This is a genomic window from Burkholderia aenigmatica (assembly GCF_902499175.1).
Classification (GTDB): Bacteria; Pseudomonadota; Gammaproteobacteria; order Burkholderiales; family Burkholderiaceae; genus Burkholderia; species Burkholderia aenigmatica.
On sequence record NZ_CABVQC010000019.1, the window covers coordinates 84,915 to 100,997 of the forward strand.

Annotated in this window: 15 protein-coding genes; 9 read left to right on the forward strand and 6 right to left on the reverse strand. The window is 67.3% G+C overall.

Translation table 11 applies throughout. From position 1 onward, the window contains the following. Window positions 1-30: 30 nt before the first annotated feature. The 4 genes from moeA to BDO18943_RS15825 all read right to left on the reverse strand — a co-directional run bounded on the left by moeA (window position 31) and on the right by BDO18943_RS15825 (window position 6,478). The gene (gene moeA / locus BDO18943_RS15810) at window positions 31-1,329 is read right to left on the reverse strand and encodes a molybdopterin molybdotransferase MoeA (RefSeq protein WP_175023171.1); all 1,299 of its coding nucleotides are present in this window, start codon (window positions 1,327-1,329) and stop codon (window positions 31-33) included. Between the two features lie 112 nt (window positions 1,330-1,441). After that, window positions 1,442-2,059 carry a molybdenum cofactor guanylyltransferase MobA gene (mobA, locus tag BDO18943_RS15815; RefSeq protein WP_089450148.1) on the reverse strand — a complete coding sequence of 206 codons (618 nt, stop codon included), beginning with the start codon at window positions 2,057-2,059 and terminating at the stop codon, window positions 1,442-1,444. A gap of 28 nt (window positions 2,060-2,087) precedes the next feature. Further along, complete coding sequence (gene moaA, locus BDO18943_RS15820; protein WP_175023172.1) at window positions 2,088-3,200, reverse strand: GTP 3',8-cyclase MoaA; 1,113 nt, start codon at window positions 3,198-3,200, stop codon at window positions 2,088-2,090. A 131-nt stretch (window positions 3,201-3,331) separates the two neighbouring features. Further along, window positions 3,332-6,478, reverse strand: a complete 3,147-nt coding sequence (locus tag BDO18943_RS15825; RefSeq protein ID WP_175023173.1) for an Rne/Rng family ribonuclease — start codon at window positions 6,476-6,478, stop codon at window positions 3,332-3,334. Between the two features lie 721 nt (window positions 6,479-7,199). Here BDO18943_RS15825 and BDO18943_RS15835 point away from each other — a divergent pair. From BDO18943_RS15835 to BDO18943_RS15850, 4 genes are read left to right on the forward strand one after another with little or no spacing between them, the layout of a single operon-like run. Then, window positions 7,200-8,204, forward strand: coding sequence for an RluA family pseudouridine synthase (locus tag BDO18943_RS15835; protein ID WP_175023198.1), 1,005 nt, complete (start codon window positions 7,200-7,202; stop codon window positions 8,202-8,204). A 5-nt stretch (window positions 8,205-8,209) separates the two neighbouring features. Beyond that, complete coding sequence (locus BDO18943_RS15840; protein ID WP_175023174.1) at window positions 8,210-8,869, forward strand: HAD-IA family hydrolase; 660 nt, start codon at window positions 8,210-8,212, stop codon at window positions 8,867-8,869. Continuing rightward, window positions 8,866-9,267: a Rieske (2Fe-2S) protein gene (locus BDO18943_RS15845; protein ID WP_175023176.1), complete on the forward strand. Its 402-nt coding sequence runs from the start codon at window positions 8,866-8,868 to the stop codon at window positions 9,265-9,267. The genes BDO18943_RS15840 and BDO18943_RS15845 overlap by 4 nt, the downstream gene beginning before the upstream one ends. 12 nt (window positions 9,268-9,279) lie before the next feature. Next, window positions 9,280-10,272 (forward strand): S49 family peptidase, encoded by a 993-nt coding sequence (locus BDO18943_RS15850; protein WP_043181957.1) that lies wholly within the window; start codon window positions 9,280-9,282, stop codon window positions 10,270-10,272. 59 nt (window positions 10,273-10,331) lie between these two features. Here the strand turns inward: BDO18943_RS15850 and BDO18943_RS15855 are convergent, their stop codons facing one another. Together BDO18943_RS15855 and BDO18943_RS15860 are read right to left on the reverse strand one after the other, a co-directional pair. Further along, window positions 10,332-11,054, reverse strand: a complete 723-nt coding sequence (locus BDO18943_RS15855; protein WP_043181959.1) for an SAM-dependent methyltransferase — start codon at window positions 11,052-11,054, stop codon at window positions 10,332-10,334. Then, the gene (locus BDO18943_RS15860; RefSeq protein WP_175023178.1) at window positions 11,051-11,683 is read right to left on the reverse strand and encodes a Maf-like protein; all 633 of its coding nucleotides are present in this window, start codon (window positions 11,681-11,683) and stop codon (window positions 11,051-11,053) included. Before BDO18943_RS15860 ends, BDO18943_RS15855 begins: the two co-directional genes overlap by 4 nt. A 230-nt stretch (window positions 11,684-11,913) precedes the next feature. Here BDO18943_RS15860 and BDO18943_RS15865 point away from each other — a divergent pair, with 230 nt between their 5' ends. The 5 genes from BDO18943_RS15865 (at window position 11,914) to fabD (ending at window position 16,069) form a co-directional block, all read left to right on the forward strand. Continuing rightward, complete coding sequence (locus tag BDO18943_RS15865; RefSeq protein ID WP_175023180.1) at window positions 11,914-12,549, forward strand: DUF177 domain-containing protein; 636 nt, start codon at window positions 11,914-11,916, stop codon at window positions 12,547-12,549. Window positions 12,550-12,647: 98 nt separating this feature from the next. Continuing rightward, on the forward strand, window positions 12,648-12,827 hold the full coding sequence (gene rpmF / locus BDO18943_RS15870) for a 50S ribosomal protein L32 (RefSeq protein ID WP_006051932.1): 180 nt from the start codon (window positions 12,648-12,650) through the stop codon (window positions 12,825-12,827). Between the two features lie 129 nt (window positions 12,828-12,956). After that, complete coding sequence (gene plsX / locus BDO18943_RS15875; RefSeq protein WP_175023182.1) at window positions 12,957-14,063, forward strand: phosphate acyltransferase PlsX; 1,107 nt, start codon at window positions 12,957-12,959, stop codon at window positions 14,061-14,063. Then, on the forward strand, window positions 14,064-15,053 hold the full coding sequence (locus BDO18943_RS15880; RefSeq protein ID WP_043181967.1) for a beta-ketoacyl-ACP synthase III: 990 nt from the start codon (window positions 14,064-14,066) through the stop codon (window positions 15,051-15,053). It begins immediately after the preceding gene. An 83-nt stretch (window positions 15,054-15,136) separates the two neighbouring features. After that, entirely contained in the window at window positions 15,137-16,069 is a 933-nt protein-coding gene (gene fabD, locus BDO18943_RS15885) for an ACP S-malonyltransferase (RefSeq protein ID WP_175023184.1), read from the forward strand. Window positions 16,070-16,083: the final 14 nt, after the last annotated feature.

The following is a 16,083-nucleotide window of genomic DNA, read 5'->3' on the forward strand; positions in this document are numbered from 1 at the left end:
TGCCCCGTAGAGAGTTACCGATAGTGGAATTCAGATCAGGCCGTCGAGCGGCAGGATGTCGACCGGGGTGCCCGCGTCGACTGCCGCGGTATCGTGGCCCAGGACGATGAAACAGTTGGCGGCCGAGAGGCCGCTCAGCGACGCGGAACTCTGCGAGCCCGCCGGTGCGACGTGCCAGCGGCCGTCGGCGGTGCGTGTCGCGATGCCGCGCAGGTAGTCGGTGCGGCCCGCGCGCGACTTCAGCGCATGCGTGCTGAGTGCCGTATGCATTGCCGGCGGCTGGGCCTGCGCGCCGGCCAGCGTCAGCAGCGCGGGGCGTACGATCGCGTAGAACGTCACGGCTGACGCGACCGGATTGCCGGGCAGCCCGAAAAACAGCGCGCGACCGGCGCCATCGGCCGCGCGTGCGAGCGTGCCGCACGCGAGCGGCCGGCCGGGACGCAGCGCGAGGCTGGCGAACGTCACGTCGCCGAGCCGTGCCATGACGTCGCGCGTGAAGTCGGCTTCGCCGACCGATACGCCGCCCGACGTGATGACCGCGTCGGCCTGCGCGGCGACGGCGTCGCGCAATGCGGCGTCGAGCGCGACCGGGTCGTCGCGGACGATCCCGAGATCGACCGCGTCGACATGCAGCCTTTCGAGCATCGCGATCAGCATCCCGCGATTGCTGTCGTACAGTGCGCCGGGGCCGAGCGGCTCGCCGGGCTCGCGCAGTTCGTCACCGGTGGAGAACACGGCGACGCGCACGCGCCGGCGCACCGTGACTTGGGTGATACCGAACGACGCGAGCAGGCCGAGATCGGACGGCCGCAGGATGCGGCCCGCGGCGAGCGCGCAGGCGCCGCGCGCGAGATCCTCGCCGGCCTTGCGGCAGTTCGCGCCGCGCGCGATGTCGTACGCGGCGAAGTGGATCGTGTCGCCGTCGACGCGCACGCGTTCCTGCGGAACCACCGTGTCGCAGCCGGCCGGCATCGGCGCGCCCGTCATGATGCGCACGCAGGATCCGGCCGCCACGGCGCCGTCGAACGGATGGCCGGCGAGCGCGGTGCCGGCGACCGTCAACGCGACGTCCGCTTGCGGTGACGCGTGCGGGCCGGCGCTACCGTCGAACGCATAGCCGTCCATCGCCGAGTTGTCGTACGCGGGAATGTCGAACGGCGCGTTCACGTCGGCCGCGAGCACGCGGTCGAGCGCATCGCGCAGCGTGACCGTGTCGCACGCGTCGACGGGCACCGCGAAGCGGCACGCGAGCGCCTGCGCGTCGGCGAGCGACAGCGGGGCATCGGAATCGGGTGCGGTTCGGGAGATGGGCGAGGATTGCGTGATCATCAGTCGGACTGCGCCGCAAGGCGTATCGGGTTCGTGGCCGGTGGCGCGAGGAGGGCGCCTGGACGCGGGTTTCGCGTGCGGCGGGCGCCGGGCGGGAATCGCATGGGTGCCGTCAGCGGCGGGCCAGCGCGGCGAGTTCCTGCCAGGAGTTGGCATTGTAAAACGCACGCTCGTCGTGAAACTCGACTTCGACCGTCTTGTGGCGTGCGTACCACGCACGTACCTTGCGATCGCCGGCCGCGAGCCGGGCGGCGAGATCGTCGGCCAGCGATGTGCGCAGCAGCGCGAACGTCGGCTGCGGCGAGCGTGCCTGTTGCGCGTCGACGGTTACCGCCATGGCGATGTCGGCCTGCTGCGCATCGAGCGCCGCCTGCAGCCGTGCGACGAGGTCGGCGGGCAGATAGGGCGTATCGCATGGTGAGCACGCGACGAGCGGCGCGCGTGCCGCCCGCATGCCGGCGAGCAGGCCCGCGAGCGGGCCGGGGAAGTCGGGCGTTGCGTCCGCGACGATGCGCGCGTCGAACGGCGCACCGAGCTCGGCATAGCGATCGGCATGACGATTCGCGCTGATCAGCGTCTCGTCGACCTGCGGTGAGAGCCGGCGCAGCACGTGCAGCGCGAGCGGCGTGCCGTCGAGCAGCTGCAGGCCCTTGTCGACGCCGTCCATGCGCGTGGCGCGCCCGCCTGCGAGCAGCAGGCCGGCGATCGTGGGAGAGGCGGAAGCGGGCATCGTGAGAAGGCGGGAAGGGCAGCGCGCGTCAGCCGCCGATATACGACATTTCGACCCGCTTGCCCGCGCCGTCGGGCAACGCGTCGGCAGACGCGCTGCCGCGCAGTTGCGAATAGCGGTCGGTGCGGGCCTGCCAGATCCGGGCGATCGCGGTCGCGATCTCGGCGTCGCTCGCGCCGCCGCGCACGAGCGCGCGCAGGTCATGGCCCGTCGACGCGAACAGGCACAGGTACAGCTTGCCTTCGGTCGACAGCCGCGCGCGTGTGCAGTCACCGCAGAAGGCCTGCGTGACGCTCGAAATCACGCCGATCTCGCCGCTGCCGTCCGCATAGCCCCAGCGCTGGGCGGTTTCTGCCGCCGTATGCGGCTCGAGCGGCACGAGCGGGACGTGTTCGGCGATCCGTGCGATGACGTCCGCCGATGGCAGCACTTCGGTCATGTTCCAGCCGTTCGACGTGCCCACGTCCATGTATTCGATGAAGCGCAGGATCACGCCGGTGCCGCGGAAACGCTCGGCCATCGGCAGGATCTCGCTGTCGTTGGTGCCGCGCTTCACGACCATGTTGACCTTGACCGGCGCGAGGCCTGCGGCCTGGGCGGCGAAGATGCCGTCGAGCACGTCGGCGCTCGCGAACTCGGCATCGTTCATGCGCTTGAACAACGTATCGTCGAGCGCGTCGAGGCTGACCGTCACGCGCGTGAGCCCGGCGTCCTTCAGCGCGCGCGCCTTGCGCGCGAGCAGCGAACCGTTGGTCGTGAGCGTCAGGTCGAGCGGGCGGCCGTCATGCGTGGTCAGGCGTGCGAGGCGCTCGATCAGGAATTCGAGATTCTTGCGCAGCAGCGGCTCGCCACCCGTGATGCGGATTTTTTCGACGCCGTGTGCGACAAAGAGTCGCGCCACGCGCTCGATTTCCTCGTGCGTGAGCAGCGCGCTGTGCGGCAGGAACGGGTAGTCCTTGTCGAAGACCGCGCGCGGCATGCAGTACACGCAGCGGAAGTTGCAGCGATCCGTCACCGAAATGCGCAGATCGCGCAGCGGCCTGGCGAACGTGTCGGCCAGCGTGCCGTCCGGGGCGTGCGGGATGCCGGAGACGTCCGGCATCCCGCTGACGTCGGCGAGAGGAATGATGCGTCGGGACATGTTGAAAGAAGTGCGAACCAGACCTCTATTTTAGCCGCAAGCGGCGGGTCGGTCCGGTGGGCGGAAACCCGCAGCGCGGACGTGAAAAAGCCCGCCGGAGGCGGGCTTTTTCTGGTCGGACGATACGTCGATCAGTGATGCGTCGTTTCGACCTGCTGCATCGGGGCCGTATCGGCCGGCGGCAGCGCCTTGCGTTCGCGCGGCACGCGTGCCGGACGCGGGAGTTGCGACGCGGCTTCCTGCGCGGCGGCGAACTTGCCGGCGTCCGTGTTCACCCAGACGAGACCGGCCTGCTCCAGCACGGCATCCAGGCTCGCCGAAGCGGGCGCGGCTGCCGGTTGTGCAGGCGCCGGTGCCGGTGCGGCGACGGCCTCGACCGGCGCTGCTTCGACATGGGCCGGCTCGACAGCCACCGGAGCGGCTTCGGTCGTTACGGCCGGTGCGGCCTGCTCGACGGGTGCCGGCTGCGGCGCCTCGACAGCGACAGGCGCTGCCGGCACTTCGAACGCGTCGGTCGGCGAAACCGCGACCGGAGCCGGACCGGCTTCCGTATCGACGGCCGGTGCAACCGGTGCCGGTTCTGCAGCGTGGGCGACAACCGCTGCTTCGACCGGTGCAGCTTCGACGTGTACCGGTGCCGGCTGCGGCTCGACACCGGCCGGTGCTACCGGTTCGGCATGGTGCTCGACCACGGCTTCGACGACAACGGCGCTTGCCGCGGCGGCTGCCACGACGACTGCCGGTGCGGCCGTGTGGGCCGGTTCGGCAGCAGCCGGGGCTTCCTGCGTCTCGGCTTGCACGGTGGTTTCGCCCTCTGCGCCTTGCTCGGCGTGGTCGACGACTGCGCCGTCTTCCTCGCGTTCGCGACGACCGCCGCGGCGGCCGCGACGGCGACGACGGCGTTCCTCGCCATCACGTGCGCCGGCTTCCGCATCGGCTGCCAGATCGGCGCCGGGCAGTGCTTCTGCGACGGCCTGGTCGGTTTCCGGTTCCGGATGGGTTTCGCCACGGTTGACGGTTTCGAGCGTAGCCGCATGCTGGGTCGGCTTGCGACGCTCGCCGCGCTCGCGACGTTCCTGGCGCTCGCCACGACCGGCTGCTTCGGCGCCTTCCGGCTGCTCGGCACGCTCACGCGGTTCGCGGTTTTCACGCGGTTCGCGCGGCTCACGGCTTTCGCGCGGCTCGCGGCCTTCGCGCGGGCCACGGCCCTCGCGACCTTCGCGACCCTCACGGCCTTCGCGGTTCTCGCGACCTTCACGCGGTTCACGACCCTCGCGCGGTTCGCGGTTCTCGCGCGGCTCGCGCGCTTCACGCGGTTCGCGTGCTTCCTTGCCTTCGCGTTCCTGGCGTTGCGGCTGGCCACGGCCCGCTGCAGCCTGGTCTCGGCCGCCTTGCGCCTGCTGGGCACCGCCGCGACGGTTGCGGTTGCGATCGCCACCGCGTTCGCCGCGTTGCTCGGACTTCTGTTCGCCGCGAGCCGGACGGGCTGCCTGCTCCTTGACCGGTGCCGGAGCAACCGGTGCGGGCGCGGGCGCCGGCGACACGCCGAACAGGCCCTTCAGCCAGCCGATGAAGCCGGTGCTTGCCGGCGCGACAGGCGCGGGCGCGGGTGCGGCAACGGGTTCGACCGGGCGCTGCGGGGCCGGGCTCGGGGCCGGACGCTCGGGCGTGATGCCCTTGACCGCGGCTTCCTGCTTCGGCTTCACTTCCGCCGTGCGCTTGCTGTAGCCGGTTTCCGACTCGAGTTCGCGGGCGGCTTCCTCGGCCATCTTCCAGGACGCGCGCGGATCGTCGAGACGTGCGTCGTCGTGGCGCAGGCGTTCGAGCTTGTAGTGCGGCGTATCGAGGTGCTTGTTCGGGATCAGCACGATGCCGACCTTGAAGCGCGACTCGATCTTGTTGATTTCCTGACGCTTTTCGTTGAGCAGGAAGGCGGTCACCTCGACCGGCACCTGGCAGTGGATCGCCGCGGTGTTTTCCTTCATCGCTTCTTCCTGAATGATCCGCAGGACCTGCAGCGCGGACGATTCGGTATCGCGGATGTGACCGGTGCCGTTACAACGCGGGCAGGTCACGTGGCTGCCTTCCGACAGGGCCGGACGCAGGCGCTGGCGCGACAGTTCCATCAGGCCGAAACGGGAGATCTTGCCCATCTGGACGCGCGCGCGGTCATGCTTGAGCGCGTCTTTCAGGCGTTGCTCGACTTCGCGCTGGCTCTTCGCCGATTCCATGTCGATGAAATCGATCACGATCAGGCCGCCGAGATCGCGCAGGCGGAGCTGGCGGGCGACTTCGTCGGCCGCTTCGAGGTTCGTGCGGGTGGCCGTTTCCTCGATGTCCGCGCCCTTGGTCGCGCGCGCCGAGTTCACGTCGATCGCGACGAGCGCTTCGGTGTGGTCGATCACGATCGCGCCGCCCGACGGCAGCGGCACCGTGCGCGAGTACGCGGTCTCGATCTGGTGCTCGATCTGGAAGCGGGAGAAGAGGGGCACGTCGTCGTGGTAGCGCTTCACCTTCGCGACGTTGTCCGGCATCACGATGTCCATGAATGCGCGGGCCTGATCGTGGATCTCGTTCGTATCGATCAGGATTTCGCCGATATCCGGCTGGAAATAGTCCCGGATCGCGCGGATCACGAGGCTCGATTCCAGATAGATCAGCATCGGCTGGCCGGGGTTGCCGCTTTGCGACGCCGCTTCGATCGCGCGCCACAGTTGCAGCAGGTAGTTCAGATCCCACTGCAGTTCCTCGGCGCTGCGGCCGATGCCCGCGGTACGGGCGATCATGCTCATGCCGTCCGGGATCTGCAGTTGCGCCATCGTCTCGCGCAGTTCCTGACGCTCGTCGCCTTCGATCCGGCGCGACACGCCGCCGCCGCGCGGGTTGTTCGGCATCAGCACCAGGTAGCGGCCGGCGAGCGAGATGAACGTGGTGAGGGCTGCGCCCTTGTTGCCGCGCTCTTCCTTCTCGACCTGGACGATCAGCTCCTGGCCTTCGCGCAGGGCATCCTGAATGCGCGCGGAGCGCATGTCGATGCCTTCCTTGAAGTACTGGCGGGCGACTTCCTTGAACGGCAGGAAGCCGTGGCGGTCTTCGCCGTAGTTGACGAAGCACGCTTCGAGCGACGGCTCGATACGGGTGATGACACCTTTGTAGATATTGCCTTTGCGCTGTTCGCGCCCGGCTGTCTCGATGTCGATGTCGATGAGCTTCTGCCCATCGACGATGGCGACGCGCAGCTCCTCCTGCTGCGTCGCATTGAACAGCATGCGTTTCATGAACGACTCCAGGCGGCTCTGCTGGCGGTGCCTCGCGGTTGTCAGTCGCGAGGGCGGGAACGACGGCAGGCCGCGCCTTGTTGTGTTGTCACAAGCACGCTGGAGCGGGAACGATGGCGGGGAGAATTGCCTGAAGAGGCGCTTGGGCCCGAAAGACGGGGCCGGCGGCCGTAGGGCACCTGCGAATACGGCTTCAAAGCACGGCGTTCACACACCGCACGCTGCAAAAGCGCGCTAAGCCTGAGTCCGGGCATTGCCACGGGCGCGCGCAATGGGTCGCGCGCGCCGACGGGCGGCAGATGCTGCGGCTTGGGCCGCAGCGGGGAGTATCGAATCCAGCCCGACTTTCCCGCTTGGGGTGTACTTCCCTGGTTTGACGTCGCCAAGTCCCGCACGCTTCGCGGAACCAAATCGGGCGCAACGCCGTAATTTTCGCAACCGGCAGCTTGCGGACGCACTTCGCGCCGTCTGGCTGCCGATCGAATTCTTTTCAACCAACTTTCCGTTACCGCGGCGCCTTGCCGACCGAATCCGCCTGTGGGCGCGATCCTTGCCGGCGAGCGGTGCCGTGCGTGCAACTTGCTGCATCTCTTTGATTAGGGGCGAGCAGCAGACCCCCGGCGCAAGTAAAATAACGGTTTGCGCTTGCGCCTTGCCCGCTCAGTCCAGGCCGGCCGGTGAGGCCGCCCGCAACGTCAGGCTGGGCAAAATTATATTCAGTATGAACGAGTTAGGCAAAATATCCCAGAATTCGGTCGCAAGCGGCCAGGTATCGATGCTCGAGATCGACGAAAGCTCGGCCGGTCAGCGTATCGACAACTTCCTGTTGCGCGTCTGTAAAGGCGTGCCGAAAAGCCATATTTACCGGATCCTGCGCAGCGGCGAAGTGCGGGTGAATAAGGGTCGGGTCGATGCGCAGTACCGGCTCGCGTTCGGCGACATCGTCCGCGTACCGCCGGTGCGGGTGGCCGCGGCCGACCTTGCGCGCGCCGAGGCGACCATCGTGCCGCCCGCGCACTTCGAGGTGCTGTTCGAGGACGACGCGATGCTCGTCATCAACAAGCCGGCCGGGGTCGCGGTACACGGCGGTAGCGGTGTCGCGTTCGGCGTGATCGAGCAGATGCGCCAGGCACGCCCGCGCGCAAAATTCCTCGAACTGGTGCACCGGCTCGACCGCGAAACGTCCGGCGTCCTGATGCTTGCGAAGAAGCGCACGGCGCTGGTGGGCCTGCACGAGCAGATTCGCGAGAACAGGATGGACAAGCGCTACTTCGCGTGCGTCCACGGTGAATGGCAGTCGGACTGGGGCCGCCGCCGCGCGGTGAAGGCACCGCTGTTCAAGTATTCGACCCCGGAAGGGGAGCGCCGCGTGCGCGTGCAGGACGACGGACTGCCATCGCACACGGTGTTCAACCTCGTCGACCTTTGGCCCGAGTACGCGCTGCTCGAAGCGGAACTCAAAACGGGTCGGACCCATCAGATCCGTGTGCACCTCGCGCATCTCGGCCTGCCGATCGCCGGCGACGCCAAGTATGGCGATTTCGCACTGAACAAGGCGCTGGCGCGCGCGAATGCGCAGCCGTCGTTGAAACGGATGTTCCTGCATGCGTACCGGCTGCGGCTCGCTCACCCGCTGACCGGCGAGGCGCTGCAGTTCGACGCGCCGCTGCCGGACGAATGCCGGCGCTTCCTCGACCAACTCAGCGCACTGCGCGATAACGCCTGAACCGCATGGCTCGACAGCAATTTGATCTGATCGTCTTCGACTGGGACGGCACGCTGATGGATTCGACTGCGCATATCGCGCACAGCATCCGGGCGGCATGCCGCGATCTCGGCCTGCCCACGCCGTCCGACGAGGCGTCGCGCTACGTGATCGGCCTCGGCCTGCGCGATGCGCTGCAGATTACGGCTCCGACCCTCGATCCGTCCGACTATTCGCGGCTCGCTGAGCGCTACCGCTATCACTATCTGCTCGACGACCAGCGCATCGAGCTGTTCGCCGGCGTGCGTGAGTTGCTCGCCGAGTTGCGCGACACGGGCTATCTGCTCGCCGTTGCAACCGGCAAGGGTCGGGTCGGGTTGAACCGCGTGCTCGATCAGTCGAAGCTGACGAGCCTGTTCGACGCGACGCGCTGCGCGGACGAGACCTTCTCGAAACCCCATCCGGCGATGCTGCATGAGCTGTCCCGGGAATTGGGGCAGGACCTGTCGCGCACCGTGATGATCGGCGACACGACGCACGACCTGCAGATGGCCGCGAGTGCCGGGGCGGCCGGCGTCGGCGTCGCGTACGGCGCGCATACGGCCGATGCGCTGGCTGCGCTCGCGCCGCGCTTCGTCGCACCGGACGTCGGCGCGCTGGCCGCGTGGCTGCGGGAGCACGCATGAGCGCGGCGCAGGATGCCGTGCGCGTGTGCGCTTCCGATGCCCTGGCTGACGGTGGCGCGGGCGTGCGCGTCGACGCGACGCTGCGCGGCGAGCAGGCCGTCGTGTTCTTCGTGCGTTACGAGGGGCAGGCATACGGTTACCTGAATCGCTGCGCGCATGTGCCGATGGAGCTCGACTGGGCCGAAGGGCAGTTCTTCGAATCGTCGGGTCTCTACCTGATGTGCGCGACGCATGGCGCGATCTATGAGCCGAACACCGGCAAGTGCGTCGGCGGCCCGTGCCGCGGCGGCCGCCTGCGGCCGGTCGAGGTCGACGAGCGCGACACGTCCGACGGGCGTGCGGTATTCTGGGTGCCCGACGCCGACCTGCGTCCCGCCGTTTCCGCCACGACCGACTAACGACAATACTGCATGGCCGACCAACCGAATTCCCCGGATTCCTCCTCCCGTCCCGACAGTCGTGAACCGAACTGGGAGCGTGCGGCGCTCGAGCGGATCGCGCTCGCGGCGGTCAAGGAGCAGCGCGCGGCGCGGCGCTGGAAGATCTTCTTCCGCTTCGCGTTCCTCGCCGTGTTCGTGCTGTTCGCGTTCGCGTTGATCGATTTCTCGAGCGATTCGAAGTTTTCTTCGAGCGGGCGGCATACGGCGCTCGTGACGATCGACGGCGAGATCGCGGCCGGGGTCAACGCGAACGCCGACGACATCAATACGGCGCTCGACGCCGCGTTCGACGACGACGGCACCGCCGGTGTCGTGCTGCGGATCAACAGCCCGGGCGGCAGCCCGGTGCAGGCCGGGATGGTCTACGACGAGATTCGCCGGCTGCGCGCGAAGTATCCGGACAAGCCGCTGTACGTCGTCGTGACCGACATGTGCGCATCGGGCGGCTATTACATCGCGTCGGCGGCCGACAAGATCTTCGTCGACAAGGCGAGCATCGTCGGGTCGATCGGCGTGCTGATGGACGGGTTCGGCTTTACTGGCCTGATGGGCAAGCTCGGCGTCGAGCGACGCCTGCATACGTCGGGCGAAAACAAGGGCTTCTACGACCCGTTCTCGCCGGAGACGCCGAAGATGGACGCGCATGCGCAGGCATTGCTCGACCAGGTGCACGCGCAGTTCATCAAGGCTGTGAAGGATGGCCGCGGCAAGCGGCTGCATGAGACGCCCGACATGTTCTCGGGCCTGTTCTGGACCGGCGAGAAGAGTGTCGAGCTCGGGCTGGCCGACGGCTACGGCACGACCGACACGGTCGCGCGCGACGTGCTGAAGGCGCCCGATCTCGTCGACTATACGGTGAAGGAAAGCCTGACGAACCGTGTCGCGCGCAAGTTCGGCGCGGCCGTTGGCGGCGCCGCGATGAAGGCGCTGACGGCGGGTGGTGCGTCGGTCAGCTTGCGCTGACTGAAAGCGCGCGGGCCACAAGGGCCCGCCAGTCGCTTGGCGGTTCGTCTGCTAAGGCTTCAGTTCGCCAGCAGCAGGAAGATCGCAGGGCGCTTGTGCAGATTCGGCGCAGGCGCCTTTTTCCAGTCCGCTACGGTGCGGCTCGCGATCGTCTCGGTCGCGAGGGTCAGGTCGGCCGCGACGCAGATCTGCGTCGACGGCGCGCAGGTCGCGACGAGCGTGTCGAGCATCGCGTGATTCCGGTACGGCGTTTCGATGAAGATCTGCGTCTGGCGCGCCTTGCGTGACAGTTGCTCGAGTTCGCGCAGGCGTTTCGCGCGCGCGGCCGCGTCGACCGGCAGGTAGCCGTTGAACGCGAAGCTCTGGCCGTTCAGGCCCGATGCCATCAGCGCGAGCAGAATCGAACTCGGCCCGACGAGCGGCACGACCTTCACGCCGCGCTCATGCGCGCGGCGCACCAGCAGCGCACCGGGGTCGGCGACGGCCGGGCAGCCGGCCTCCGACACGAGGCCGGCGTCCGCACCGGCCAGAATGGGCGCGAGCAGCCGGTCGATGGCGCCGGCCGGTGTATTGACGTTGAGTTCGCTGATCTCGATTTCCTGGATCGGGCGCGTCGTGCCGATCTTCTTCAGAAACGCACGCGTCGTTTTCGCGTTCTCGCCGATGTAATAGCCGAGCGTGCCGGCGCGCGCCTGGACGGCTGCGGGCAGCACGGCGGCGAGCATCGATTCGTCGCCTTCGCCGAGCGTGTTCGGGACGAGGTAAAGCGTGCCGGCGGTCATGCGCGGTCTCCACGGATGGTTGCAAACAACGGGTATTCGGCGGCGCGCAGCATGCGCGTGAGCGCGATCAGCGGCAGGCCGACGAGCGCGGTCGGGTCGTTCGAGTCGATCGCGTCGAGCAGCGCGATGCCGAGCCCTTCGGACTTCGCGCTGCCGGCGACGTCGTACGGCGTTTCCGCGCGCAGGTACGCGTCGAGTTCGGCCTCGGGCAGCGTGCGGAAGCGCACGCGCGTGACGATGTCCTCGACCTGCGCTTCGCCCGTCCGGCTGTCGTACAGGCAGAGCGCGCTGTGGAATTCGACTTCGCGGCCCTGCATCGACACGAGTTGCGCGAGCGCGCGCTCATGCGTGCCGGGCTTGCCGATCTGGAGCCCGTCGAAGGTCGCGACCTGGTCCGACCCGATCACGAGCACGCCGTCCGGCGCGTCGATCGTCGCAGCGACGGCGCGTGCTTTCGCGCCGGCGAGGCGCAGGGCGGTCGCGGCCGGCGTTTCGCCGTCGTGCGGGGTTTCGTCGAGGTCGGGCGACACGACGTCGAAGGGGATGCCGAGGCGCTCGAGGAGCGCGCGGCGGTAGCGTGAACTGGAGGCAAGAATCAGCCGCGGCGGGCGGCAAACGGTATCCGGCATGGTCGGTTGGATCGGTGAGTCGTCGGGTGTTGCGCAGCGTTGCGCGGACGCAAGCTTAAGTGATTGACCGCAAAAGGTAAAACAGGTATGCTTTCCCGCTTTTCGTCGGCAGGCTTCCGTTGTGGTGGCGCCTGCCGGGTCTTCGGAAGTAAAGTACGTCATCTGCGGATGAGCCGTACGCGAGCGGTACCAAGCCGGATCCGCAAGTCAGCCTGTAGGCAGGAGCGCACATGAACACTTCTTCTGGCAAACCTGCTGCGGCGCTTGATCCGCACGCGATCGACCTGTTCGAATTCGCCCGCAGCGGGCGGCAGGCAGCGGGCGCGGTACGCCTCTCGCAACTGCCGCGCATGTTAAACGAAGTGCCCGCGGACGCGCCAGATCGCGATACGGTCTTCACATGGCAGGCGGAAGGGTTCACCCAGAAGGAGTTGCAGGACGACGGCGCCGATGGGCAGCAGCCGTATCTGCGCCTTGCGGTGCACGGCCATGCGTGGCTCACGTGCCAGCGCTGCATGACCCCGTACGACCAGACGTTCGGCGTCGACATGACGTACCGGGTCGTCGCGACCGAAGAAGAAGCTGAAGAATTTCCGCTCGACGACGATGAAGCCGATGTGATCGTGGGCTCACGCCAGTTCGATCTCGTCGACTTGATCGAAGAGGAATTGCTGCTTTCGTTGCCGCTCGTGCCCAAGCACGAGGTTTGCCCGGCAGTTCACGAAAGCCTCGTGTCGGGTGCGAGCGGTCCTGCGGAAGAGGCGGACGAAGAGTCCGACGAAGCCGGGGACGAAGGCAAACGGCCGAATCCGTTCGCAGCGCTGGAAGCGCTGAAGAAGGGCGGTGACGGCACCAAGAAACACTAAGCAGTTGTGGCGCGGGAAGGCGTAAAGGCTTTGGGCCAGGGTAGTTAAGCGCCGGATCGGGCTGTGTTAGAATCCGGAAAATTATTTAGGAGTTAGTCATGGCAGTCCAGCAAAACAAGAAGTCGCCGTCGAAGCGCGGCATGCATCGTTCGCACGATTTCCTGACGGCAGCGCCGCTGGCAGTCGAGCCGAGCACGGGTGAAGTGCATCTGCGTCACCACGTCAGCCCGAACGGCTACTATCGCGGCAAGAAAGTCGTCAAGACGAAGAACGACTAAGCGTCAAGTCACGCGTTGCGCGCTACGCTTGCCGTTCGCGTGACAACTGGTTCGCTTGACACTTTCCTGGCTCGACAAAAAGGCGGCATTCATCTGCCGCTTTTTTGTGCCTGAAATTCGTCGCATTCCATGACCGTAAAGCTCACAATCGATTGCATGGGAGGCGACCACGGCCCGTCCGTGACCGTTCCCGCGGCAGTCAAGTTCGTCCGCGCGCATCCCGATGCGCACCTGATGCTCGTCGGCATCGAAAGCGCGATCCGCGCTCAGCTGAAGAAGCTGAAAGCCCTCGACGATCCCGCGCTGACCATCGTTCCCGCCACCGAAGTCGTGGCGATGGACGACCCTGTCGAAGTGGCGCTGCGCAAGAAGAAGGATTCTTCGATGCGCGTCGCGCTCAACCGCGTCAAGGAAGGCGAGGCGCAGGCCTGTATCTCCGCCGGCAATACCGGCGCGCTGATGGCCGTTTCCCGTTACGTGCTCAAGACGCTGCCCGGCATCGAGCGGCCCGCGATCGCGTCCGCACTGCCGAACCCGACCGGCTACACGATGATGCTGGACCTCGGCGCGAACGTCGACTGCGAGCCGCAGCACCTGCTGCAGTTCGCGGAGATGGGGCACGCGCTCGTGGCCGCGCTCGAGGGCAAGGAACGCCCGACGATCGGCCTGCTGAACATCGGCGAAGAGGTGATCAAGGGCAACGAGACGATCAAGCGCGCAGGTGAACTGCTGCGCGCCAGCACGCTCAATTTCCGCGGCAACGTCGAAGGCAACGACATCTACAAGGGCACGGTAGACGTGATCGTGTGCGACGGCTTCGTCGGCAACGTCGCGCTGAAGACGTCCGAGGGGCTCGCGCAGATGCTGGCAGACATCATCCGCGAGGAGTTCGGCCGTTCGCTGATGTCGAAGCTGATGGCGCTGCTTGCCGCGCCTGTCCTGCTACGTTTCAAGAAGCGCGTCGACCACCGCCAGTACAACGGCGCGGCGCTGCTGGGGCTGAAGAGCCTCGTGATCAAGAGCCACGGTTCGGCCGACGCCTACGCGTTTGAGTGGGCGCTCAAACGCGGGTATGATGCCGTCAAAAATGGCGTGCTGGAGCGCCTCGCGCGCGCGATGGCGGATAATTCAGTGTCGCTCGGCGAAGGCGAACACGACGCGGGCGGCGCGGGCCATGCAAGCCCCGCCGCAGGCCATCACGCCGAACCTTCCGCTGCGCAATCCTCTAAAGCATAAATGGCCCAATCGACTCTCTATTCCCGCGTGCTCGGCACGGGCAGCTACCTGCCGCCTGACCGCGTCACGAACCAGCAGTTGACCGATCGTCTCGCGAAGGAAGGCATCGAGACGAGCGATGAATGGATCGTTGCGCGCACGGGCATCCATGCGCGCCATTTCGCCGCACCGGACGTGACGACCAGCGACCTCGCGTTCGAGGCGTCGCGTCGCGCGATCGAAGCCGCCGGCATCGATCCGCAGTCGATCGACCTGATCATCGTTGCGACTTCGACCCCCGATTTCGTGTTCCCGAGCACCGCGTGCCTGCTGCAGAACAAGCTCGGCATCAAGAACGGCGGCGCGGCATTCGACGTGCAGGCCGTGTGTTCGGGCTTCGCATACGCGATGGCGACGGCCGACAGCTTCATCCGCAGCGGCCAGCACCGCACCGCGCTCGTGATCGGCGCGGAGACGTTCTCGCGCATTCTCGACTTCAAGGATCGCACGACCTGCGTGCTGTTCGGCGACGGCGCGGGCGCGGTGATCCTGTCCGCGTCGGAAGAGCCGGGCGTGCTCGGCAGCGCACTGCACGCGGACGGCAGCTATTCGCACATCCTCTGCACGCCGGGCAACGTCAACCGTGGCGTGATCGAAGGCAGCGCGTTCCTGTACATGGACGGGCAGGCCGTGTTCAAGCTCGCGGTCAACGTGCTCGAGAAGGTCGCGATCGAGGCGCTCGCGAAGGCGAATCTCGCGCCCGAGCAGATCGACTGGCTGATTCCGCACCAGGCCAACATTCGCATCATGACCAGCACCTGCCGCAAGCTCGGCTTGCCGCAGGAGCGCATGGTCGTGACGGTCGACCAGCACGGCAACACGTCGGCCGCGTCGATCCCGCTGGCGCTCGACACCGCGGTGCGCGACGGTCGCATCCAGCGTGGCCAGCACGTGCTGATCGAAGGCGTCGGCGGTGGCTTCACTTGGGGCGCGTCGGTCTTCCGCTACTGATCCGCAGCGCGCGACTGCTGCGCGCGGATCCCATCGGCGCGCCATTCGTGCGCGCCGTCCGAATCGACTCAATTGGGGACGATATGAAATTTGCATTCGTATTTCCGGGGCAGGGCTCGCAGGCGGTCGGCATGCTCAACGCATTCGCCGATCTGGCCGTCGTGCGCGAGACGCTCCAGGAAGCGTCCGATGCACTCAATCAGGATCTCGGCAAGCTGATCGCCGAAGGCCCGGCCGAAGAGCTGAATCTCACCGCCAACACGCAGCCCGTGATGCTGACCGCAGCCTATGCGTGCTATCGCGCGTGGCAACAGGCAGGCGGCCCGGCGCCGTCGATCGTCGCCGGCCACAGCCTCGGTGAATACACGGCGCTCGTCGCAGCCGGCGCGCTCGCGTTCAAGGACGCGGTGCCGCTCGTGCGTTTCCGCGCGCAGGCCATGCAGACGGCCGTGCCGGTGGGCCAGGGCGGCATGGCCGCGATCCTGGGTCTCGATGACGACACGGTGCGCGCGGTCTGCGCCGAAGCAGCGGAAGCTGGCGTTGTCGAAGCGGTGAACTTCAATGCGCCCGCGCAGGTCGTTATCGCAGGCAACAAGGCCGCGGTCGAAAAGGCCTGCGAGATCGCGAAGGCGAAGGGCGCGAAGCGCGCACTGCCGCTGCCGGTATCGGCGCCGTTCCATTCGTCGCTGCTCAAGCCGGCGTCGGACCAGCTGCGCGACTATCTTGCGAACGTCGACGTCAAGGCGCCGCTGATTCCGGTCGTCAACAACATCGACGTCGCCGTGGTCAGCGATCCGGCTGCGATCAAGGACGCGCTGGTGCGCCAGGCCGCGGGCCCGGTGCGCTGGGTCGAGTGCGTGCAGCACATCGCCGGCACCGGCGTCACGCACGTGATCGAATGCGGTCCGGGCAAGGTACTCGCCGGCCTGACGAAGCGCATCGACGGCAACCTGACGGGTGCGTCGGTGTTCGATCCGGCGTCGCTCGACGAAGCGCTCAAGCTGGTGACCGCCTGACGCGGCGCCTTTTC

Bases quoted from the DNA above. Each gene is read 5' to 3' on its own strand.
- BDO18943_RS15835 (WP_175023198.1), top strand. From the start codon at position 7,200: ATGAACGAGTTAGGCAAAATATCCCAGAATTCGGTCGCAAGCGGCCAG.
- BDO18943_RS15880 (WP_043181967.1), top strand. From the start codon at position 14,064: ATGGCCCAATCGACTCTCTATTCCCGCGTGCTCGGCACGGGCAGCTAC.
- BDO18943_RS15825 (WP_175023173.1), bottom strand. From the start codon at position 6,478: ATGAAACGCATGCTGTTCAATGCGACGCAGCAGGAGGAGCTGCGCGTC.
- rpmF (WP_006051932.1), top strand. From the start codon at position 12,648: ATGGCAGTCCAGCAAAACAAGAAGTCGCCGTCGAAGCGCGGCATGCAT.
- BDO18943_RS15860 (WP_175023178.1), bottom strand. From the start codon at position 11,683: ATGCCGGATACCGTTTGCCGCCCGCCGCGGCTGATTCTTGCCTCCAGT.
- moaA (WP_175023172.1), bottom strand. From the start codon at position 3,200: ATGTCCCGACGCATCATTCCTCTCGCCGACGTCAGCGGGATGCCGGAC.
- BDO18943_RS15840 (WP_175023174.1), top strand. From the start codon at position 8,210: ATGGCTCGACAGCAATTTGATCTGATCGTCTTCGACTGGGACGGCACG.
- BDO18943_RS15855 (WP_043181959.1), bottom strand. From the start codon at position 11,054: ATGACCGCCGGCACGCTTTACCTCGTCCCGAACACGCTCGGCGAAGGC.
- mobA (WP_089450148.1), bottom strand. From the start codon at position 2,059: ATGCCCGCTTCCGCCTCTCCCACGATCGCCGGCCTGCTGCTCGCAGGC.
- fabD (WP_175023184.1), top strand. From the start codon at position 15,137: ATGAAATTTGCATTCGTATTTCCGGGGCAGGGCTCGCAGGCGGTCGGC.
- BDO18943_RS15845 (WP_175023176.1), top strand. From the start codon at position 8,866: ATGAGCGCGGCGCAGGATGCCGTGCGCGTGTGCGCTTCCGATGCCCTG.
- BDO18943_RS15850 (WP_043181957.1), top strand. From the start codon at position 9,280: ATGGCCGACCAACCGAATTCCCCGGATTCCTCCTCCCGTCCCGACAGT.
- moeA (WP_175023171.1), bottom strand. From the start codon at position 1,329: ATGATCACGCAATCCTCGCCCATCTCCCGAACCGCACCCGATTCCGAT.
- BDO18943_RS15865 (WP_175023180.1), top strand. From the start codon at position 11,914: ATGAACACTTCTTCTGGCAAACCTGCTGCGGCGCTTGATCCGCACGCG.
- plsX (WP_175023182.1), top strand. From the start codon at position 12,957: ATGACCGTAAAGCTCACAATCGATTGCATGGGAGGCGACCACGGCCCG.